Consider the following 21,127-nt stretch of genomic DNA (forward strand, 5'->3'; position numbering starts at 1 on the left):
GACACGAAGGACCACAGACACCGTGCGCTCTCTGAAACCCCTGCTCACCACTGCCGTTTCGGCGGCCATGCTGACGGCGCTGACCGGCTGCGGCGGTGATGGTTCCGGCCTCCACGTCCTGCCGCACGCCCAGACGGTCCAGGACGTGCAGAAGTTCATCACCCAGGCAGGCCTGCCCTGCACCGACCTCAGCAACGACCCCGAGGGCGCGCCCGGAGCGCCGGCGGAAGGATTCATCAGTCCGACCTACCACCACGGCCGCTACGGCGCGTCGTACGACGAGGAGAACAAGAAGGAAGCAGCAAAGTGGTCGGTGAAGGAGGGAGCCGCCTGCGGGAGAGACACCTCCGACGCCGGAGGTTGGGTCATCTACCTGACCAAGGACATGAAGGCGTTCCAGCAGGCCTACCGGGATGACGTGCGCGAGTCGACGCGGGACGGCGAGTGGGACGACGTGGAGCGCCGCGGCATCTTCTTCGTCGGCGCCGACTTCGCCGTCAACCCCACCACCCCCACCGAGGAGAACCCGCTCCTCCAGACGGACCTGCTCGTCCTGAACTGCTACCCCGACCTCAAGGTCCCCAGCGGCTACACCGTGCGGCCCGCCCTCGTCGACGGCTGTGTCCTGACCAACTACGTCCCGTTCTGACCGGGACTGCCCCCTCGCCCCAGCATCGAGAACAGGACGGACAGCATGCGCGTCACCCGAGCACTCGCGATCGGCGTCGGCGTCGCCGCCTTGACGGCGACGGCCGGGTGCGGAGGCAAGGACACGGCCGACTCCGGCCTGCCCGAGGCCAAGGACGTCGCCTCCGTCGCCAAGTACGTAAGCGCGTACACCACCTGCGAAGCGGTGCAGTCCGGCGATGCCTACGACACCAACCGCACCGGCGAGAACTACTCGTGGGGAGCCGGCGGAGAGGTCGACGCCCCGTCCTGGGGCATCAAGGAACGCGCCGTCTGCAAGGACGCGTCCGGCGATGCCATCACTCTGCTCATCACGCCGGACATGCGGAAGTTCCAGTCCGCGGTCAAGAAGAACCACGAAAAACTCCTGGTCGGCCAGGACTTCGCGGTCGTTCCGACCGGCAACGACGCGATCCGTGGCCTGACGACGTCGGATCTCAGGCTCCTGACCTGCGACCCGGACTTCTCGGTGCCGAGCGGCTACACGAAAAAGGCGGCTCTGGTCGACGGCTGCGTCCTGACCGACTACCTCCCCGGCTGATCCGACACCCGTTCCGCTTCCCTCCCTGTCCCCGCGTCCCGAAGGATTTCAGATGCCCTCGCGCACCGCGCTGCACCGCGCCATAGGCAAGGCCGGTGTGGTGGTCCGTGCCGTCCTCTTCGTGGCACTGGCGCTGACGGCGCTCACCCTCGCCGTGCCGTCGTCGGCGTACGCGGACTTCGCGTGCAACTTCACCGGCGACGAGACCTACCAACTGGACTCGCCGGGCGGCAACGGCGAGGGCATCATGCCCGCGGTCGCGCAGTGGCAGACCGGAGACCGCGCCAAGAACCTCGGTGATCAGACCGGCATGGTCAGGGGCGCCTTTCCGGTGAACCAGGACGATGCCAAGGACTACACCTTCTACGAACTGAACGGCATGCGCGGCCTCAACTGGTCCATGACGTTCAAGGGCAAGGGAAACGCCTCGCAATGGAACGGCTCCTGGGGCAGTGGCGCCGACGACTGCGAGGTCATGGGGTACGTCAACAATGGCGTCGCGAACGCGGTCTTCGACGGCACGAAGGTGCTCACCCGGTTCGCCATCTCCATCAAGGAGATGGCCTCCAACCCGAGCCCGTTCTCCGGCCTGTACACCAGCCGGAACAACGTCGTGACGAACCTGCACGACCATGTACTGAAGCCCGCCGTTGCGGTCATGATCCTGCTCGTCGGCCTCTGGGTGTTCACCAAGTGGCGCAAGGGCGACATGCGCGAGGTGTGGGCGGGCATCACCTGGACCGCTCTGTCTGTCATCGCCGTCACGGCGTTCCTCACCGGGCAGAACTACGACAAGTTCGTGTCCAGTTCCGACAAGTGGATAGCCGAGGCCAATTCGGCCTTCGCGTCCACGGTTCTAGCCGGCGCCTCCGATGAGATGCAGAGCCCGTGCGACCTTGCGGACGACGGCAAGGCCAAACGAGGTGCAGTGGGCATGCGGCTGTCGAGCTGCGCCATGTACGACACCCTCGCCTTCCGGCCCTGGGCCATGGGCCAGTTTGGTGAAGTCGGCGCCAACTGCATCTTCAGGAACGACACTGGCGAGGTCGACAAGAAGGGCACCTGCGTCTACAACAAGGATGTCTTCAACAGGAGCAAAGACGCGCAAGATTGCTATTGGGGCGAGGGAGCCCGCTGCGCGGATCTCCGCGTGAAACAGGCGGCCGCCCAGTCGGTGACCAACGTCGACGGCCATCGGAAGGAAGACAAGAATCCCTGGGACGGCAAAAGCGCATACCCTCCCTTCATCAATGTGAACAAGGATATGGCCGTTGCCAAGTTCGATGATTGGCAGCAGATCCGCAAGGACATCGCGGTCGGCGAAAACGCCCCGGACAAGAGCATTTATCCTGTCGCCTTCAACGACTGGTCCGGCCAGGACTCCTCCGAACGCGTCGGTCTCGCCTTCTACTCCCTCGTGGCGGCGTTCATCGTCGGCGTGATGGTCATCGTGCTGAGCGCGCTCACCCTGCTGTGGCACGCGGTCACCCTGATCCTGATCATGCTGCTGCCGCTGGTCGCCACCCTCGGCATCCACCCGTCCCAGCAGAAGCATCTGAAGAGCTGGCTGGAGACGTTCATCCACAGCTTCGTGCTGCGCGCGGGCTTCGGAGTCATCCTGACCGTGCTGCTGCTGCTGTACCAGATGATCCTGCCCGCCAAGGTGGCCCTGGGCACGCAGCTGCTCATGCTGCTTCTGGTCACCATCGCCGTCGTGATGATGCTGAAGAAGCTGCTCAGCGGTAACTTCACCCCGCAGATCGCCGGCGGCGAGGACACCCTCGGCATCCGGGACGGCGCGAACGCCACCTTCAACAAGGCGGCCGTCATGGCACCGGGGCTCGCCGTCTCCACGGCCCGCACCAGCGGCCGCGTCGCGGGCACCACCGCCAAGGGGGCGGTCCGCGTGGGCGGCAGCGCGGCGCGCGGCGGCGCCTGGGCGGCCGACAAGCTGATCCTCAAGGGCAAGGGCCGCGAGAAGCTCCAGAGCTGGGGCTGGCTGGGACAGTCCAAGCGGGAGCAGAAGCAGACCGCTCACCTCCAGGCGAAGACCGCACGCATGCCGTACGAGGAGAAGGCGAACCAGCCGTCGCCCCAGGAGCAGCAGACTCCGCCCAGCCCCGCGTCGGCCCCGCTCCGCGGACGCCGCGTCAGCACCTCCAAGCCGCCGGCCCCACAGCCCGCGGCGCCGCAGCCCACGGCCCCGGTCGAGCAGCGCCCCGCACCGGCCCAGCCGGCACCTCACCCGCAGCCACGGCCCCCGGCCCCCAGGGTTTCGGCACCGGAGCCCCCGACCGCCCCGCGACCCCAGGCACCCGCCCCGCCGAGGGACCCGCGCGACCCCAACGGCCGCGTCTGACCCCGTCCGCGCCTTCCGCACGCACACACACCGAGGAGCCGTCCGATGCCCGCCCTGACCGCCGACCGCACCCCCGACCAGCTGGTCGCGGAGCTGGAGCGGCTCATCGAGGTGGACTGGTCCACGGTGTGGGCGGGGGTGCCGGAGGAAACGGACAAGCGCACGTTCTGGTGCGCGGGCTTCGGCTGGCGGCCGCTGTGGTTCCAGGCGGGCCTGTGGGTGCGTACGGCGGGGGGCGCCCGCCTCTACCTCGCCACCACCGCCCCCGGCCGCCCCGTGGCCCGGGTCGAGCACACGGCGTGGGCGGCCCGGGCCCGCGACACCGACGAGAACGAACGGGTCGCCGAGCTGGCCCTGGACCGCTTCGCGGCCCACCTCGCCGCGTTGCGCGGTGTCATGGGCGAGCCCACCTGGAACGGCACCTGGGCCGACCCGGACTTCCCGGAGCTGCCCGGCCGCAGCCCCTGGTACACCCCCGAGTGGCGCCTGCGACAGCGGGACCCGCACCGCGTCGCGGTGTGGCGCTTCCGCACGCCCGGGGCGCCGGTCTTCGAGCTGAGGTTGAACCTCGGGCTGGGTTCGCAGACGGCTCCCGCCCCGTCCGATGCGAGGATCGGACTGATATGCCACAGCCCTCTCGAGCAGCCCACGCCCGGACCGGCCCGGCGAATCTGAGGGACGAGAGAAGAAATCGGGAGCAGACATGCCCACGTTGCTGATCGATGAATCGCCGCAGCGGCTGGCCACGGAGCTGACCGGCCTGGAGCACGTGGACTGGCCGGCGGTCTGGGCGGGCCCGCCCCTCCCCGGCCAGGCCCTGGACGACTGGTGCGCCCTGTTCGGCTGGAAGCCCCTGCCCGAGGACCGGGTCCTGTCCGTACGCACCTCGACTGACGGCCGACTGACCCTCACCCCGGTCGTCGGAGGCGGTTGGAGCCCGGTCCAGTCCCTCGGCTGGACCAACTGGCAGGTGCAGGCGGACAGCCCCGAGGAGAACGAGCGCGTGCTGGACATCGCTGCCGACGTCTGGCCCGCGTACGAGACGGCGGCCCGGGAGGTGCTCGGCACGCCGGACTTCTCCGGCGCGTGGGACGCACCCGACTTCCCCGAGCCCGGCGGCCCGTCCCACTGGCTCCCGTCCCGCGAGCGGCGCCTGCGGACCCGCAATCCGTACCGGCTGGCGATCTGGCGGAGCCCGGACCCCGAAGGTCCGGTCGTCGTCCTGAAGGCGTTCAGCGGCGGCGTCACTTCGACGGGTGTGGGCCGACGCGGCGTGATGATCAGTCTGAACTGCTATCCCCAGGAGTTGGAGTGAGCGACGGCACCACCGCGGGAACAGCCACGCAGCGCGCGCTGGACCGGCAACTGAAGGCCGGCGCTCCGCTGTCCGAGGAGGAGGTGGAACGCGTCACCGACATGATCCTCGCGGGGGCCGCCGAGGCCGGGAGCATCGAGAAGTACATCCTCGATTACGTCAGGGAACTCGACGTCCGGCCACCGCGCCCGGGCATGAGGTCCGCCTTCTGGTCCCACGGCATTCCGCACCCGGCCCTGCCCCCGGACAAAGTGCTGAGCAACCAGTACATAGCCGAAGTGTGGTCCGAGGACGAGAATGCGGTCGAGCCCGGCACAGCGCGCTACCTAGAGGGCACGCCGGGCGGACAGCTCCTGGACAAGCTCCACCTTTGGCGATCGGAGGTGCGGGAGATCCTGCAGCTCGACGAGGCCAGCGGGAACGCTCTGGCCCGGAAGGCCTGGGCCGCGCTGTCCGAGAAGTACGCCAAGAGCGTGGACGGCGAGGCCATCGCGTTCACCGCGACCATGGCCCCGTGGAGCGTCGCCTACGAGACGGAGATGCCCCAGCTGCGCCAGGTCACGGGCCCCGAGAACATCCACTTCGTGTACGACCTCCCGGAGGATGTGCTGAAGGGACTTCCTCCGGAGACCCAACAGTTGCTGTCCGACGGGGCGATCCGCTCCCACCTGCACTTCTTCGCTCCCGACCCGGACAACCCGCCGGCCCAGAAGTACTGGGCCGCCGGTTACCTGGATCTGGACCACCTCCGCTCCCTCCCCACGGTCGAGGCCCAGCGCGCCGCCGTCCTCGAAGCATGTGGGCGTGTCGCCCGATTGGACGGCCGTGACGCCGCCGTCGAGCAGTACACCGAGGAGGCGCTGAACCTGCAGGCACAGCAGGAGGCGACCGCCCGCGGCATCGATGAGCAGCAGCCTGCGGCGGTGGAGCTCCCAGAACAGACGCCGCAGGCACAGCAGACCTCAGAGACGCAGCAGGCACCGCAGGTCCAGCCGACCCAAGAAACCAAGGGACCCTCCGCCAAGCCCCCGATCACCGGCTTCCACGGCGTCAGCTGGATGCCGGGCGTCGCCATGGAGGCCCGCCAGGTCGTCGTCCCCTCCGGGCACGCCGGCCCCGCAGAGCCGGCCCAGACACCCCCCGCGCCTGCCAAGGCACACGGCGCGGGCATCGGAGAGTGACCCGACCATGAGCCCTGACCATCCCCTCCGCCGTCTCATTCGCCAGGACAAGGACGACTCCTGGGCGGTGCACCTCCTGCCCCGTGCCGTCTTCGCCATCGCCGCCGCCTACACCCTGTTCGCCGTGGCCTCCCAGAGCGGCTCCTCGTTCGTCACGGTGTGCGTGCTGGTCCTGCTCGGCGCGGTCGTCTGGCTGCTGCGCCGGCGCGGGCAGCTGCTGCTGGCCCTCGGCTCGAGCATCCTCACCGCCGCGCTGGCCGGCTTCTTCTCCGCCGCGGGCGAGTCCGCCCGGGACACCGCCAGCACCGTACTCACTGGACAGGCCGTCTTCGGCTACTGGGCCCTCGCCGGCATGGCCCTCCTCGGCGCCTGGATGGTGAAGGAGCACCCGGGACGGCGGGGCGTCACCGTACTCCTCGCAGATGTGATCCTCGTCATCGCCTCCGTGGCCGGGATGTTCCTCCCCGAAGTGGGTGTGCCGGTCGGCTTCCTGGGCGTCCTCGGGGTGCTGGCTGCCCGTGGCGGCACCGCGAAGTCCCTGGCCGCACGGGCTCGACGGCTGTTCGCCGGACGTCGCACGCCGGACAAGGCGCGTGAGTCGAGCGACAGTTGATGCCGTTGTGAATCTTTCGTCTCGTCACTGTCCCAGGTCGGTACGTGCTTTGCAGATGCGTTGCAGCGGTCTGACCGGGTGTTTTAGAGTCCCTCGCGATCAGGCATCACCACGGGGGACTTCACACATGCGTTTGGCAGGTCATACGACGCTGCCCGCGCAGCCCACGCAGACAACGCGCGGGCCGCTACGGGGGCCGCACATACCCGACGCCGCGCTGCCCTGCCGGCGTCGGCCCGACGTTTTCCAGCACCCTCTGCTGGAGGATCCGGCAAGCGCGGGCGGGGTTCCGGACGCCTCCCCCACGCAGCGCCACCGGTATCTCGTCCTGCTGCGCACCGCCCGCGACCTGTGCGCCTCCTGCCCGTTGTGGGCGGAGTGCCTCCAGGACGCCGTGGCGCACGTCGAGCCCTACGGCTATGTGGCGGCCACGACGCAGGACGACCGCCGCTGGATCCGCCGCACGCTCGGCATCGGCAACGCCGTCGGCGACCTGCCGACCCGCATCACGGACGGGTCCGACGACACGTCCCGGCGACTGACCAGGCTGCGCTCAGGCGCCTCAGACACCGCCGACCGGCACCCCGGCGGCCCCTCCCTGGAGCAGATCCTCGACGCCTTCGACCTGCTCCAGGACGAGCAGCTCGCCTCCAGGACCAGGGCGTTGCGGCACCTCCAGACGGAGGCGGCGGAGGGGTTGCACGAGCACATGCACGCACAACCGGCATACGGACAGCCCCGGGTGCCCGGGCAGACGAGAAGAGGGAAACAGGACATGGCAGGGGCCGAGTCCGGGCAACGGATCTCCTTCTCGTACGAGGATCCCGCCCAGGCCGTGCGCCAGACGCTGCTCGGCCCGCTGATCCGCAATGCCCGGCCCGCACTGGCCAGTCTCGAGCAGCTTGTCACGATGCTCATGAGCCTGCCCGGCACCAAGGCCCGGCCGGAGATGCTGCAGGAGGTCCGTGCCGTTCGGGAGGCCGTCGAGGCGCTGCTCCCCGAGGACGCCGAGGATCCGGCCGCGCCGGACGCCGCCGCTCTTCCCCTCCCGCGCCCGCTGACCGGCTCGGTCTCCCTCGACCTGGCCACGACCGATCCCGTGGCCGCGCTGCTGCGCGATTTCGTGGACCCGTTGCTGGGCGAGCTGGCCACCGGCCTCGCCAACATCGAGAAGGTCGCGACGATGCTGGCCGCCGCGGAGAGCGGTGCCGATGAAGCTCCCCTGGCGACGATCCGTACCGCGCTGCAGCACATTCACGCCCGGCTGCCGCACCCGACGCCGCCCGACACCGGGACCGGAACCGCCGTGGACGGCACCGGCACGGCCGCCGTCCCGGGGCCGCACCGCCGTCCCCCCACCGCCCCCAGCATCCGCGCCGCCGTGGAAGAGGCGGTGGAAGCCTTCCCCGGCCCGTTCTCCGCCCGCGACGTCCTGCGATCCCTGCCCTCGGGCGTCTACGGCGACCCAGCCAAGACGATCAGCAACGTACTGTCGTCCCTCGTCAAGTCGGGCCGCCTGCAACGGCTTTCACGCGGCACGTACGCTCGCGCCCACGACACCGACGACACCGACGACAACGGCCACGCCGATCAGGGCGAGCCGAAGAGCGCCTGAGTTGCCGAGCCGGAAGGAATCCGACCCCGATGACCGAAGCACCCCTGCCCGGCGCCGAACTCGACGCCAAGGTCCATGTCTTCTCCCCCAACGCCGGCCTGATCGACGGCGTCCCGGTGACCGCCCCGCCCTACGGCGACATCCAGGACGTCATCCTCTCGATCCTCCAGCAGCGCGCCCAGCAACTCGGCGCCCCCACCCCGGCGACGATCACCGACAACCGCTACGGAGGCGCCATCCGGCTGCTGGTGCATCCGGACGGGTCCACTGAGCAACTGGACTGAGGCTCACTGGGCGTCGCGCGGGGTGCTGACCTCGTCGATGTCGGCGAGGACGGCCTTGGCGTCCCTGACGTTCATCTCGAGGATGTCGCGGTCGAATTTGCCCGGCTCACGCCGGTAGCGGGCTCGGCCCATGTCGGAGGTGAAGGCGTCGGCAGGCACGGCGTCCTGGCCGGGCGGAATGAACTTGAGGATCTCCTCGAACGCCGCGACGCTATAGGCGACCGCGTCACGCAGCTTGTAGTGCTCGGACTCCGGCGTATTCAGGAGCTGAAGCCCGGCGGATCGGGAGACCCGGAAGGCAATCTCGGCGAATTCGCCGGGATCGATGATCTGTGAGGGCTCCGCGCCACCGAACGCGGGCAGAGGCGGCGGGATCTCCTCCGCCATACGAAAGGCGAAGCACCGCTTCTCACCACACTCCCGGCACATGCCCTCGTAGACCGCCACGATGTCGTCACCGTGCTGTTCCAGGCGGTGTCGGCGATCGAAGTCGCCGGAACCGCATGTACAGGGATGCAGGTCCATGTACAGGTGTGCTTCGGACGAGGAGCGCGCTGTCAACATGACATGATCCTAAGGGCTGTTCGAGGTCTTTGTACGTGAACGCACGGGGGAGGAACATCACGTGAGCGGGGCGGCCATCGACGCGCAATTGCGCGCCCATCAGGCAACTCTGATCGCCACGGCCGAACGCGAACTGGGCGCGGTGGTATCCGTCGTCCTCGGAGAGCGATTCGCCTCGATACACAGGGCTCAGACGAATGAGGACAGCCCGCGCGACTATTTCGTGGTGGAGGACGCCCAGGGTGGTACGGCGAATCTGTGGGTGGACGCCATCCCCTTGGAGACGGGCGTGCTCGCCCGCACCGTGACGAACACGACGTCGGACCAGTACATCGTGCATGTGTCCGACCGGCTGCCGAGCGAGCAGCTGACCCGCGTTCTCGCTTACGAGCTGGGTGACGCGATCGCCGTACGCGACCGATCCGGTCAGGGTCTGGCACCGGTGCGCGAGAGCCTTCTGCAACCGGAGTCCGACGTCAGCAAACAGTCCGAGCTGTCGAGCCAGGACCACGGGCGCATCGGCGAACTGAACTGGCTTGCCGCCCGGTCCACGGACGCACAGCTCTCGGATCCGCAACGGGCCGAGGCGCGTGCCGAGTTCTCGGCTCTTCTCGATCAGTGCGGCCTTCGCCCAATGGCCGCCTTGAGCGAGACAGAGACGCATACGACGGAACTCAGAGCGGCACGAGCGCGGAGGGTCGTATCGAAGGATTTCCTCAGGTCGTACCGGGCATGCCACGGGGCAAGTTCCCGGTGGAGAGCCGCGGCGAGGCCGTACGGCTGATCGGCGAGCGGCTGAGGGAACTGGAGGACCAGCAGGTCACCGGCGCGCGGGAGATGCGCGAGTGGCTGGTCCAGGCGGAGCGCGGGGGCACGGACACCCGGACCCTGCTGAAGACCCTGGACCCCTCGACCTGGAAGGCCGCGCTCAAGAACGGTCTGGATCCCGAGGGGGCCGCCACCCGCATCGACAACTGCTTCACCGCCCTCGAATCGACCCAGAAGTGGGAGGCTGCGCGCGAGGCGGCACCGGGGCGGGCGCTCCTCGGGGACGAGGTCGCCGAGAACCGCTTCGACCCACGCGCCGCCCAGCACTGGATCATCGCCGGTTCCGGCGGCACCGGAGTGGCCAACGCGGAGATCATCCTCCGCAGGCACCCCGAGGCGCGCGTCACGCTCGTGGGGGCCGAGCCGCCGCCCGCGTTGCGGCACCAGGTCCAGTACCCGAACATGCTCGAGGTCTACGGCGAGGAAGGTGACGGCCGTCTGTCCTTCGTCCGCACCCGGGTCGACGCGATCGAGACCTACCAGGACGAGCACGGCCGGACCTGCTTCCGCGTGCCCCACGGAGAACCGGACGAGGCGGGCAACCGGAAGACCGTCGAGGCCGACGGCTACGTCACCAGCCTCGGCCGTACCAATCCCCTGCCTCCCGCCCTCCAGGACCTCGCCAACCAGGTGCGTGACCGGGGTGGGGAGATCTCCGGGGACCTGATGTTCGACCGGGACGACCAGTACATCGGCTACGGGCTCACCTTCTCCGTGGACGGCCGCGAGCACCGGGTGGACGTGGACGGCGCGGCCTCCTGGCAGCTGCCGCGGGAGGTGTTCCCGCCGGAGTCGGGCATCCAGCGGCAGCTGAACACGATGGGCGTCCGCGGCCTGCCCTCCGAGACCGGCAACGCCGCCCCGGGATTCGCCCCCATCGCCCGGCAGAGCGCGTTGCGCGCCCGTGCGGTGGCGGCGGCACAGGAGGGCGACGTCACCGCCGTACAGCACCGGTCGACCGTCCCGGAACGCTGGCGACGCCCGGAGCGGGGCCCGGAGACGACCGCGTCAGCCGCGAGCCCGGAAAGCCCCACGCCATCCCCGGGGAGGTCCGTCGACGCGGAACGGGACCCGAAACCCCCGGCGCCCCAGCAGCCGACCGCGCCCAAGCCCGCCCCGGCCCCGAACGTCCCCGGCTCGCACCTGTGGCAGCTCGGTGTCCCGCAGAGTCCCGCGAGCCGGCCCTCCGCTCCGGCACAGCAGCCCCAGCAGCCACCGCCGGGCCACGAGCGGCCGGGACCGGGGATCGGCATGGGCGACTGACCCGGCACCAAGACGTACGAAAAGGGTCACCCTCATGCCGAACCATCGGCGATGTGCCCGGGAGGTTCAAGGGCGGGCAAAGATCCGTACAACCAAGTCCCTTCCCCGCGAGTCATGATCGACGGCTGCCGTGTGCCGCCACCCCGACTCGACCAGAGGACCGAATGAATCCAGTCAGACGCGCGGCGGCCACGGCCGTCGTGCTCTCCACCGCCGGCACCCTGCTGACCGCGGTCACCGCCCCCGCCTCCGCCGCGACCACCTGCACCTCTCCGGTCTACAAGCGGCAGTTCTACGCGAACACCACCTTCTCCGGCACCCCGAAGAAGACCGACTGCGACAGCGCGATCGACCAGAACTGGGGCACGAACGCCCCCGCCACCGGCCTGCCCCGGGACAACTTCGGCGTCCGCTGGACCGTCACCCGCGACTTCGGCTCCGGCGGACCCTTCGCCCTCCCGGTGGCCACCCAGGACGGGACACGGGTGTACCTGGACGGCGTACGCAAGGTCGACCTCTGGAAGAACGTGTCGACGACGGTGAAGAAGACCGTCAACGTCACCATCCCCTCCGGCAAGCACACCCTCCGCATCGACTACGTCAACTGGACCGGCACGGCCAACGTCTCCTTCGCCTACACGCCCCGCACCTCCCCCGACGTCGACAAGGTCAAGCCCCTGGTCCCGACCGGGACCTCGGTCTCGTACGACCAGGCCACCGGCAAAGCCAAGCTGACCTGGGCGAAGAACAAGGAGATGGACCTCGCCGGGTACCGGGTCTACCGGCGGCTGAAGGGCGCGTCGTTCGGCAGCAAGCCGCTCGCCTCGACCACCCCCGCCTCCACCTCGTACACCGACTCCACCCTCCCCAAGACGGGCGCGACCTACTACTACGAGGTCCGCGCCTACGACAAGGCCGGCAACGAGTCGACGGGGACAGCGGACCAGGCAGTCACCACCGTCGACAGGACCCCGCCCGGTGTGCCGGGCAACGTGACCGCGGCGGGTGAGGTGACTCCGGCCGGTGGTACGGGCGGGATGAAGGTCGGCTGGGACAAGGTCGCGGACGCGGTGTCGTACCGCGTCTACCGGTCGGCGAGCGAGAACGGCACGTACACGGCGCTCGGCAGCACGGACCAGCTCACCTACCTGGACACCACGGCCGCCGAGAGCACCGTGTACTACTACCGCGTCTCGGCCGTCGACGCGGCCGGCAACGAGTCCGCCCGGTCCGCGGCCCAGGACGGCAGGATCTGGGACAACGATCCGCCGGCGCTCGTCACCGGACTGAACGTCACCCCGACCGAGTACGGCTTCGAGCTGGCCTGGGACAAGAACCCGGCCACGGATCTTAAGTACTACCGGGTCCTCTGGGGCGAGGTGGTGGGCGAGCCGGGCGATCAGGCCTGCTACAGCACCGGATCCGAGTACCTCTCGCCGGACGAGACCTCCTTCACGCGCACCGCCCTTCCGGACGGTGACGAGGTCTGCTTCTTCGTCGACGCCGTGGACGACGCGAACAACTCCGCCATCCAGTGGAACGGCCCGGCCGAGGCCGTGGTCGCGACCGAGCTGGACATGACGCCGAGCGTGGCGACGCCCGAGGGTTCGCCGGTGCAGCTGACCGCGACCCCCGGTGAGGCGGGCGTCGCGCTGGCATGGAACGGCGTGGCCGACGCCACGGGCTACCGGGTCTACCGCTGGAATCCGGACACCAAGGTGTACGAGAAGCTGGCGGACGTCGCCGGGACCTCCTACGAGGACGCCGGTGCCGCGAAGGGCACCACTCACTTCTACTGGGTGACCGCCCTGCAGGCCGACGGCACCGAGTCCGCGCCCGGTGGGGCCTCGGCGGTTCTCGCGCCCTGAGCGCCGGCACCCTGAAAGCGCTGAGCGCGTGAAAGGGGCCCGGAGGATCCTCCGGGCCCCTTGTCGCTTTCGTGTGCTGCTCAGTCCTTCTGCTGCCGCTTCGGCCGCCACACCACCAGCGCGCTGGTCTGCTGGACCTCCTGGTACGGGACCAGGTCGCGGCGGTAGGAGGCGTGGACGGCGGCTTCGCGCTGTTGCATCGCGGCCGCCGCGCCGTCCAGGGCCGACTGCAGTTCCGCGACGCGGGACTGTAGGGCGGCGACCTGGTTCTCCAGTTCGATGATCCGCTTGATGCCGGCCAGGTTGATGCCCTCGTCCTGCGACAACTGCTGCACCTGGCGGAGCAGTTCGATGTCGCGGGCCGAGTAGCGGCGGCCCCGGCCCGCGGTGCGGTCCGGGGAGACCAGGCCCAGGCGGTCGTACTGGCGCAGCGTCTGCGGGTGGAGACCGGAGAGCTGGGCCGCCACCGAGATGACGTAGACCGGGGTCTCCTCGGTCAGTTCGTACGGGTTGCGCCGACGGCCTGGTGTGTCCATGGAGCTCTCAATCTCCCTTCGCGGCCTCGAACAGCTCCGCCCGCGGGTCCTCGCCCGCAGTCGTCTCGCGATACGCCTGGAGCGCGTCGCGAGCCTTCTCCGACAGGTCCTTGGGGACGCTCACCTCGACGGTGATCAGCAGATCACCGCGGGTGCCGTCCTTGCGGACCGCGCCCTTGCCCCGCGCCCGCATGGTGCGGCCGTTGGGGGTGCCGGGCGGAAGCTTCAGGGTGACCGCCGGACCGCCGAGGGTCGGCACCCGCACCTCGCCGCCGAGGGCCGCCTCGGCGAACGTCACCGGGACGGTGACGGTGAGGTTGTCGCCCTTGCGTCCGAAGACCGGGTGGTCGCCGACGTGTACGACCACGTAGAGGTCGCCCGCCGGTCCGCCCCGCTCGCCGGGTGCGCCCTTGCCGCGCAACCGGATCCGCTGCCCGTCGGTGACACCCGCCGGGATGCGGACCTGCATGGTGCGCGAGGACTTGGCGCGGCCGCTGCCCTTGCACTCCAGGCAGGGGTGCTCGGCGATCAGGCCGCGCCCCTTGCAGTCGGGGCAGGGGTCGGTGAGGGAGAAGCCGCCGCCGGAGCCCCGGGCCACCTGGCCGGTGCCGACGCAGGTCGGGCACACGCGCGGCGTGCCGTTCTTGTCGCCGGTGCCGGAGCAGGCCTTGCAGGGCGCCTGCGAGGTCATCCGCAGGGGGACGGTCGCACCTTCGATCGCCTCGGTGAAGCTGAGGGTGACCTCGGTGTCGATGTCCTGGCCACGGCGCGGCTGGGTACGGGTCGTGCCCGTGCCGCCCCGGTTGAACAGGCCCCCGAAGACGTCACCGATGCCGCCGCCGAAGCCGCCGGCTCCGCCGCCGCCCTGGGCGCCGCCTCCGAAGAGGTCGCCCAGGTCGAAGTTGAAGGAGCCGCCGCCGGCGCCCGGACCGGGGCGGAAGCCGCCGTTGCCGAACAGGGCGCGGGCCTCGTCGTACTCCTTGCGCTTCTTCGGGTCGCCGAGGACGTCGTTCGCCTCGGAGATCTCCTTGAAGCGCTCCTCGGCCTTGGCGTTGCCCTTGTTGGCGTCCGGGTGGAACTCGCGGGCGAGCTTCCGGTACGCCTTCTTGATCTCGGCCTCGGTGGCGTCCTTGGGGACGCCGAGGACCTTGTAGAAGTCCTTCTCGATGAAGTCCTTGGTGCTCATCCCCGACGTCCCTCCTTCCCGTGAGTCGCCTCGGTGTTCACGTCAGCCCTCGTCCGGGCCACCGTTCTCCTTGTCGTCGGCGGCGGTCGCCGTGTTCTCCTCGGCGTCCTCGGCCTTGACGGTCTGCGCGCCGGGCTGCGGTTCGGCCACGGCCACCCGCGCGGGGCGGATGGTGCGCTCGCCGATGCGATACCCGGGCTGCAGGATCGCCACGCAGGTCGTCTCGGTGACGTCCGGCGCGTAGGAGTGCATCAGGGCCTCGTGGATCGTCGGGTCGAAGGGCTCGCCCTCCTTGCCGAACTGCTGCAGACCCATCTTGGCCGCGACGGTCTCCAGGGACTCGGCGACGGACTTGAAGCCGCCGACCAGTTCCCCGTGCTCCCGCGCGCGCCCGATGTCGTCGAGCACGGGCAGGAGCTCGGTCAGGAGGTTCGCGATGGCGATCTCCTTGACCGCGATCCGGTCGCGCTCGACCCGGCGGCGGTAGTTCTGGTACTCGGCCTGGAGGCGCTGGAGGTCCATCGTGCGCTCGCTCAGCGCGGTGCGCACCTGGTCCAGCTGGGCCACCAGGCCCGCGTCTGCACGTGCGTCCCCGGCCGGGGCCGCCCCCTCCTCGGGGGCGGCCTTCGGCTCGGCGTCGTCGGGGGTCGCGCCGGAGGGGACGTCGGGCTTCTCCTCGAAGCCCGGGGTCTCCTCCGTCACGCGGCACCGTCCTTGCGCTCGTCGTCCACGATCTCGGCGTCCACGACGTCGTCGTCCTTCACGTCACCGGCACCGGCACCGGCGGCACCGCCGGCGGCCTGCGCGGCCTGGGCGTCGGCGTACATCGCCTGGCCCAGCTTCTGGGACACGGCCGCGACCTTCTCCGTGGCCGTGCGGATCTCGGCGGTGTCCTCGCCCTTGAGCTTCTCCTTCAGCTCGGCGACGGCGGCCTCGACCTCGGTCTTGATCTCGCCCGGGACCTTGTCCTCGTTGTCCTTGAGGAACTTCTCGGTCTGGTAGACGAGCTGCTCGCCCTGGTTGCGGGTCTCGGCGGCCTCGCGGCGGCGGTGGTCCTCCTCCGCGTACTGCTCGGCCTCCTGGCGCATGCGGTCGACCTCGTCCTTCGGCAGCGAGGAGCCGCCGGTGACGGTCATCTTCTGCTCCTTGCCCGTGCCAAGGTCCTTGGCCGTGACGTGCATGATGCCGTTGGCGTCGATGTCGAAGGAGACCTCGATCTGCGGGACGCCACGCGGGGCCGGCGGCAGACCGGTCAGCTCGAACATGCCGAGCTTCTTGTTGTACGCCGCGATCTCGCGCTCGCCCTGGTAGACCTGGATCTGCACGGACGGCTGGTTGTCCTCGGCCGTCGTGAAGATCTCGGAGCGCTTCGTCGGGATCGTGGTGTTGCGCTCGATCAGCTTGGTCATGATGCCGCCCTTGGTCTCGATGCCGAGGGACAGCGGGGTCACGTCGAGGAGCAGGACGTCCTTGACCTCACCCTTGAGGACACCGGCCTGGAGCGAGGCGCCGATGGCGACGACCTCGTCCGGGTTCACGCCCTTGTTGGCCTCCTTGCCGCCGGTCAGCTCCTTGACGAGCTCGGCGACGGCGGGCATACGGGTGGAGCCACCGACGAGGACGACGTGGTCGATCTCGTTGATGGAGACGCCGGCGTCCTTCATGACGTTGAAGAACGGGGTCTTGCAGCGCTCGAGCAGGTCGGCCGTCAGCTGCTGGAACTGAGCCCGGGTGAGCTTCTCGTCCAGGTGCAGCGGGCCCTCGGCGGACGCGGTGATGTAGGGCAGGTTGATCGAGGTCTCGGTGGAGGAGGACAGCTCGATCTTGGCCTTCTCGGCGGCCTCACGGAGGCGCTGGAGGGCCATCTTGTCCTTGGACAGGTCCACGCCGTGGCCGGACTGGAACTGCTTGACCAGGTAGTCGACGACGCGCTGGTCCCAGTCGTCACCACCGAGGTGGTTGTCACCGTTGGTGGCCTTCACCTCGACGACGCCGTCGCCGATCTCCAGGAGGGACACGTCGAAGGTGCCGCCACCGAGGTCGAAGACGAGGATCGTCTGGTCGTCCTTGTCGAGGCCGTAGGCCAGCGCGGCGGCGGTCGGCTCGTTGACGATGCGCAGGACGTTCAGGCCCGCGATCTCGCCGGCCTCCTTGGTCGCCTGACGCTCGGAGTCGTTGAAGTAGGCCGGGACGGTGATGACCGCGTCGGTCACCTTCTCGCCCAGGTACGCCTCGGCGTCCCGCTTCAGCTTCTGCAGGATGAACGCGGAGATCTGCTGCGGGTTGAAGTCCTTCCCGTCCAGCCCGATCTTCCAGTCGGTGCCCATGTGGCGCTTGACGGACCGGATGGTCCGGTCGACGTTGGTGACCGCCTGACGCTTCGCCACCTCACCGACCAGCACCTCGCCGTTCTTGGCGAAGGCGACGACGGACGGCGTGGTCCTGGCGCCCTCGGCGTTGGTGATGACGGTGGGCTCGCCGCCCTCCAGAACGCTGACGACGGAGTTAGTCGTGCCCAGGTCGATGCCGACCGCACGTGCCATGGTTGATTCCTCCAGCTGACTTGAGTGGAACAGGCTCAAGTGTGCACGAGCCGTCCGCCAGGGTCAACAGACATGAGTCAGCCGGACTCAACTCTTATCCGTTCCTTACACGCAACCGGGCGCTGACCTGCGTAGACGCGGTCCGGCGGGGCTGCTGGACAGGGATGCGAAGGAGTACGACGACGGCGACAGCGGCCCCACCGGCCACCCAGAGCACGGCTCCCTCCCCCGCCCAGCCGGTGTGCACGAGCACCCCGACGAGCACCGCGGCGAAGCACCCGGCGCCCAGCACCACGACGGCGCCCTGGGTGGTCAGGCCGAGCCGCCGCAGCCGGTGCGCGAGATGGCCGGGCCCGCGCCGGAGCGGTCCCCGGCGCGCGGCCCGCCGGGCGAGGACCACCAGCAGGAAGTCGGCGGCCGCGACGGCACCGAGGCAGAACAGCACGCCCACGGTGGGCGCGAGCGCGTACCCCGCGCGCGTGAAGACGGCCGCCGAGGACAGCAGGAACCCGGTGAACAGCGCGCCGCCGGCGCCGAGGCCGACCCGTGCGGGACGCCAGTTGTGCATCAGGAAGCCGGTGAGGGCGGCCGCGAACACGCTGAGCAGCACCGCCAGCCCGTCCATCACCTCGGCCGCGGCGCAGGCCCCCGCGCCGAAGGCGGTGACCACCCCCACGGTCCCGGCGAGCCCGTCGGCGTGGTCGAGCCCCTTGAAGGCGAGCGACGAGAAGACGATCCAGCCCACGGCCAGGATCCCGCCGCCGGCGCCCGTCTCGTCGTACGGCACCACGCAGGCCGCCGCCACGGCCGTACCGGCGACGAGCACCCGCGCGCGCAGCCGCCACACGTCGGCGACCAGTCCCAGGAGCGCGACCGCGCCGGCCGCGACGATCAGCCGGCCGACCCCGTCCCCGAGCGGGACGACCCCCGTCCACTCACCCGTCCAGGCGATCAGGCCGGTGACGGACACGACGGCGATTCCCCCGGGCACCGGCAGGGGCCGCTGCCACCGCCGGTCGACGATGCCCGCCCTGAGCGCGGGCACCCGCAGCACCGCCGCGAGCACGGCGGTGAGGAGGAGGGCGGCGGTAGCCGCGGTGATCCCGTAGAGCACGGCTCTAAGTTAGGCGCGAATGTAGCAATTCGGTATGAATAACACGATCGGATTGTGCGGATCGCCCACCGGATGCAGGCAACCCTCAGCGACCCAGATCACTCCGCACCTGGCTACAGTGCGAGTAAAGATGAGGGTAGTCTCAGACGAACTGCATAAGTTACCGCTTAGTAATCTCCCTCGCAGGCCCGAGGAGCCCGGATATGCAACTCGCCGCGATCATCGTGTCGCTGGTTCTGATCGTGGTCGGCGTGGCCCTCTTCCTCCGCGCCCTCCTGCAGATCTTCAACTTCATGCGGCTCGGTCAGAGCGTGCCCGCGGGCACCCGCACCAACGAGCCCTATCAGCGCACCGTCACCCTGGTCCGGGAGTTCCTCGGGCACACCCGGATGAACCGCTGGGGCATCGTCGGCGTCGCGCACTGGTTCGTGGCGATCGGCTTCTACACACTGCTGCTGACGATCGTCAACGCCTTCGGCCAGCTGTTCAAGGCCGACTGGATCCTGCCGGTCATCGGCGAGTGGGCGCCGTACAACGTCTACGTCGAGTTCATCGGCACCATGACGGTCGTCGGCATCCTGGTCCTGATCGCCATCCGCCAGCTGACCCGGCCGGGCGGCGCGGGCCGCAAGTCCCGCTTCGCCGGCTCCAACACCGGCCAGGCGTACTTCGTCGAGACGATCATCCTGATCGTCGGCGTCTGCATCTTCATGCTGCACGCGCTCGAGGGCGCCCAGCACCACGTCGACGGCTACGAGGCCTCGTTCTTCATCTCGTACCCGGTCGTCGCGTGGCTGCGGGACATGGACGTCTCCACCCTCCAGAACCTCACCTACCTGTTCGCCGGCGTGAAGATCGCGGCCTCCTTCACCTGGATGATCGTGGTCTCCCTGAAGACCGACATGGGTGTGGCCTGGCACCGCTTCCTGGGCTTCCCGAACATCTGGTTCAAGCGGAACGCCAACGGCGAGACCTCGCTCGGCGCCCTGCTGCCGATGACGTCCGGCGGCAAGCCGATCGACTTCACCGACCCCGGTGACGACGACGTCTTCGGCGTCTCCCAGGTCGAGCAGTTCTCCTGGAAGGGCCTGCTGGACTTCTCCACCTGCACCGAGTGCGGCCGCTGCCAGTCGCAGTGCCCCGCCTGGAACACCGGCAAGCCGCTCTCCCCGAAGCTCCTGATCATGTCGCTGCGCGACCACGCGCACGCCAAGGCGCCCTACCTGCTCGCGGGCGGCGGCAAGACCATGGAGGGCGAGGAGAAGGCGTCCGAGGAGCAGCTCGCCTCGGTGCCCGCGGCCGCGCTGGCCGAGGCCGAGCGTCCGCTGATCGGCACCGCCGAGGAGAACGGCGTCATCGACCCGGACGTCCTGTGGTCCTGCACCACCTGCGGCGCCTGCGTCGAGCAGTGCCCCGTGGACATCGAGCACGTCGACCACATCGTCGACATGCGCCGCTACCAGGTCATGATCGAGAGCGCCTTCCCCTCCGAGGCGGGCACGATGCTCAAGAACCTGGAGAAGAAGGGCAACCCCTGGGGCCTAGCCAAGAAGCAGCGCCTGGAGTGGACCAAGGAGGTCGACTTCGAGGTCCCGGTCGTCGGCAAGGACATCGAGGACCTCACCGAGGTCGAGTACCTGTACTGGGTCGGCTGCGCCGGCGCCCTCGAGGACCGCGCCAAGAAGACCACCAAGGCCTTCGCCGAGCTGCTGCACATCGCGGGCGTCAAGTTCGCGATCATGGGCGGCGACGAGAAGTGCACCGGTGACTCCGCCCGCCGCCTGGGCAACGAGCCCCTCTTCCAGGAGCTCGGCATGGAGAACGTCGCCGCGCTGAACATGGCGTTCGGCGAGGAGACCGACGACGAGGGCAACGTCACGCCCGAGTCGAAGAAGCCGAAGTCCGCGAAGAAGATCGTCGCGACCTGCCCGCACTGCCTCAACACGCTCGGCAACGAGTACCCGCAGCTCGGCGGCGACTACGAGGTCATCCACCACACCCAGCTGCTCCAGCACCTGGTCGACGAGGGCAAGCTGATCCCCGTCACCCCGGTCGAGGGCATCATCACCTACCACGACCCCTGCTACCTGGGCCGCCACAACAAGATCTACACGCCCCCGCGCGAGATCATCGGCAAGGTCCCGGGCCTCAGGAACGAGGAGATGCACCGCCACAAGGAGCGCGGCTTCTGCTGCGGCGCCGGTGGTGCCCGGATGTGGATGGAGGAGCGGATCGGCAAGCGCATCAACAACGAGCGCGTCGACGAGGCCCTCTCCCTCAACCCGGACATCGTCTCCACCGCCTGCCCGTTCTGCCTCGTCATGCTGACCGACTCGGTCAACGGCAAGAAGAACGAGGGCAAGGCCAAGGAGTCCATCCAGGTCGTGGACGTGGCTCAGCTGCTGCTCGACTCCGTCAAGACGCCGGCCGACCCGGCGGACGACGCGGAGACCGCGAGCGAGCCCGAGCCGGAGCCGGTGAAGTAACAGCGGCTCCATGACGTACGGCGCCCCCTGACCCGCACAGGCAGGGGGCGCCGTCGCATGCCCCGGCGCGCCGTCGGTGAGCAGAACACGCCGCGTTCCAGGCAATGTCGATCCAGTTCGGCGAACCACCGTTCGACCAGCGAC

19 protein-coding genes are annotated in these 21,127 nt (G+C 69.5%); 13 read left to right on the top strand and 6 right to left on the bottom strand.

Annotated elements, in window-relative coordinates:
- The first annotated feature begins 22 nt into the window (after nucleotides 1-22).
- The 9 genes from ABZ865_RS16670 to ABZ865_RS16710 all read left to right on the top strand — a co-directional run bounded on the left by ABZ865_RS16670 (nucleotide 23) and on the right by ABZ865_RS16710 (nucleotide 8,595).
- The gene (locus tag ABZ865_RS16670; protein WP_361230367.1) at nucleotides 23-649 is read left to right on the top strand and encodes a hypothetical protein; all 627 of its coding nucleotides are present in this window, start codon (nucleotides 23-25) and stop codon (nucleotides 647-649) included.
- 45 nt (nucleotides 650-694) lie between these two features.
- A complete protein-coding gene (locus tag ABZ865_RS16675) occupies nucleotides 695-1,228 on the top strand; it encodes a hypothetical protein (protein WP_361230369.1) in 534 nt (177 codons plus the stop codon).
- Between the two features lie 52 nt (nucleotides 1,229-1,280).
- Nucleotides 1,281-3,587 carry a hypothetical protein gene (locus ABZ865_RS16680; protein WP_361230372.1) on the top strand — a complete coding sequence of 769 codons (2,307 nt, stop codon included), beginning with the start codon at nucleotides 1,281-1,283 and terminating at the stop codon, nucleotides 3,585-3,587.
- Nucleotides 3,588-3,632: 45 nt separating this feature from the next.
- The gene (locus tag ABZ865_RS16685) at nucleotides 3,633-4,262 is read left to right on the top strand and encodes a hypothetical protein (protein WP_361230375.1); all 630 of its coding nucleotides are present in this window, start codon (nucleotides 3,633-3,635) and stop codon (nucleotides 4,260-4,262) included.
- 28 nt (nucleotides 4,263-4,290) lie between these two features.
- Nucleotides 4,291-4,902, top strand: coding sequence for a hypothetical protein (locus ABZ865_RS16690; protein WP_361230378.1), 612 nt, complete (start codon nucleotides 4,291-4,293; stop codon nucleotides 4,900-4,902).
- Nucleotides 4,899-6,083 carry a hypothetical protein gene (locus ABZ865_RS16695; RefSeq protein ID WP_361230381.1) on the top strand — a complete coding sequence of 395 codons (1,185 nt, stop codon included), beginning with the start codon at nucleotides 4,899-4,901 and terminating at the stop codon, nucleotides 6,081-6,083. The genes ABZ865_RS16690 and ABZ865_RS16695 overlap by 4 nt, the downstream gene beginning before the upstream one ends.
- Before the next feature lie 7 nt (nucleotides 6,084-6,090).
- Entirely contained in the window at nucleotides 6,091-6,696 is a 606-nt protein-coding gene (locus ABZ865_RS16700) for a hypothetical protein (RefSeq protein WP_361230384.1), read from the top strand.
- A gap of 127 nt (nucleotides 6,697-6,823) precedes the next feature.
- Nucleotides 6,824-8,311 (top strand): WhiB family transcriptional regulator, encoded by a 1,488-nt coding sequence (locus ABZ865_RS16705; RefSeq protein ID WP_361230387.1) that lies wholly within the window; start codon nucleotides 6,824-6,826, stop codon nucleotides 8,309-8,311.
- A 29-nt stretch (nucleotides 8,312-8,340) separates the two neighbouring features.
- Entirely contained in the window at nucleotides 8,341-8,595 is a 255-nt protein-coding gene (locus ABZ865_RS16710; RefSeq protein WP_361230390.1) for a hypothetical protein, read from the top strand.
- A gap of 3 nt (nucleotides 8,596-8,598) precedes the next feature.
- On the opposite strand, the gene ABZ865_RS16715 is transcribed toward ABZ865_RS16710, so the two are convergent.
- The gene (locus ABZ865_RS16715; RefSeq protein ID WP_361230393.1) at nucleotides 8,599-9,120 is read right to left on the bottom strand and encodes a hypothetical protein; all 522 of its coding nucleotides are present in this window, start codon (nucleotides 9,118-9,120) and stop codon (nucleotides 8,599-8,601) included.
- 100 nt (nucleotides 9,121-9,220) lie between these two features.
- Between ABZ865_RS16715 and ABZ865_RS16720 the strand changes: the two genes are divergently transcribed.
- The 3 genes from ABZ865_RS16720 (at nucleotide 9,221) to ABZ865_RS16730 (ending at nucleotide 13,118) form a co-directional block, all read left to right on the top strand.
- Complete coding sequence (locus ABZ865_RS16720; RefSeq protein WP_361230396.1) at nucleotides 9,221-9,943, top strand: hypothetical protein; 723 nt, start codon at nucleotides 9,221-9,223, stop codon at nucleotides 9,941-9,943.
- Complete coding sequence (locus ABZ865_RS16725) at nucleotides 9,892-11,250, top strand: hypothetical protein (protein WP_361230399.1); 1,359 nt, start codon at nucleotides 9,892-9,894, stop codon at nucleotides 11,248-11,250. The genes ABZ865_RS16720 and ABZ865_RS16725 overlap by 52 nt, the downstream gene beginning before the upstream one ends.
- Nucleotides 11,251-11,414: 164 nt before the next feature.
- A complete protein-coding gene (locus ABZ865_RS16730) occupies nucleotides 11,415-13,118 on the top strand; it encodes a PA14 domain-containing protein (protein ID WP_361230402.1) in 1,704 nt (567 codons plus the stop codon).
- An 80-nt stretch (nucleotides 13,119-13,198) separates the two neighbouring features.
- Here the strand turns inward: ABZ865_RS16730 and ABZ865_RS16735 are convergent, their stop codons facing one another.
- The 5 genes from ABZ865_RS16735 to ABZ865_RS16755 form a co-directional block, all read right to left on the bottom strand.
- Nucleotides 13,199-13,654, bottom strand: a complete 456-nt coding sequence (locus tag ABZ865_RS16735) for a helix-turn-helix domain-containing protein (protein ID WP_361230406.1) — start codon at nucleotides 13,652-13,654, stop codon at nucleotides 13,199-13,201.
- 7 nt (nucleotides 13,655-13,661) lie between these two features.
- On the bottom strand, nucleotides 13,662-14,840 hold the full coding sequence (gene dnaJ, locus ABZ865_RS16740; protein ID WP_361230409.1) for a molecular chaperone DnaJ: 1,179 nt from the start codon (nucleotides 14,838-14,840) through the stop codon (nucleotides 13,662-13,664).
- Between the two features lie 42 nt (nucleotides 14,841-14,882).
- The gene (gene grpE, locus ABZ865_RS16745; RefSeq protein WP_361230412.1) at nucleotides 14,883-15,542 is read right to left on the bottom strand and encodes a nucleotide exchange factor GrpE; all 660 of its coding nucleotides are present in this window, start codon (nucleotides 15,540-15,542) and stop codon (nucleotides 14,883-14,885) included.
- On the bottom strand, nucleotides 15,539-17,383 hold the full coding sequence (gene dnaK / locus ABZ865_RS16750) for a molecular chaperone DnaK (RefSeq protein ID WP_361230415.1): 1,845 nt from the start codon (nucleotides 17,381-17,383) through the stop codon (nucleotides 15,539-15,541). Before dnaK ends, grpE begins: the two co-directional genes overlap by 4 nt.
- A gap of 94 nt (nucleotides 17,384-17,477) precedes the next feature.
- A complete protein-coding gene (locus ABZ865_RS16755) occupies nucleotides 17,478-18,497 on the bottom strand; it encodes an MraY family glycosyltransferase (protein WP_361230418.1) in 1,020 nt (339 codons plus the stop codon).
- Nucleotides 18,498-18,700: 203 nt separating this feature from the next.
- On the opposite strand from ABZ865_RS16755, the gene ABZ865_RS16760 reads away from it, so the two are divergent.
- On the top strand, nucleotides 18,701-20,983 hold the full coding sequence (locus tag ABZ865_RS16760; RefSeq protein ID WP_361230421.1) for a (Fe-S)-binding protein: 2,283 nt from the start codon (nucleotides 18,701-18,703) through the stop codon (nucleotides 20,981-20,983).
- The last annotated feature ends 144 nt before the right edge of the window (nucleotides 20,984-21,127 follow it).

The sequence above is a fragment of the Streptomyces sp. NPDC047085 genome, from assembly GCF_040643735.1.
Classification (GTDB): Bacteria; Actinomycetota; Actinomycetes; order Streptomycetales; family Streptomycetaceae; genus Streptomyces.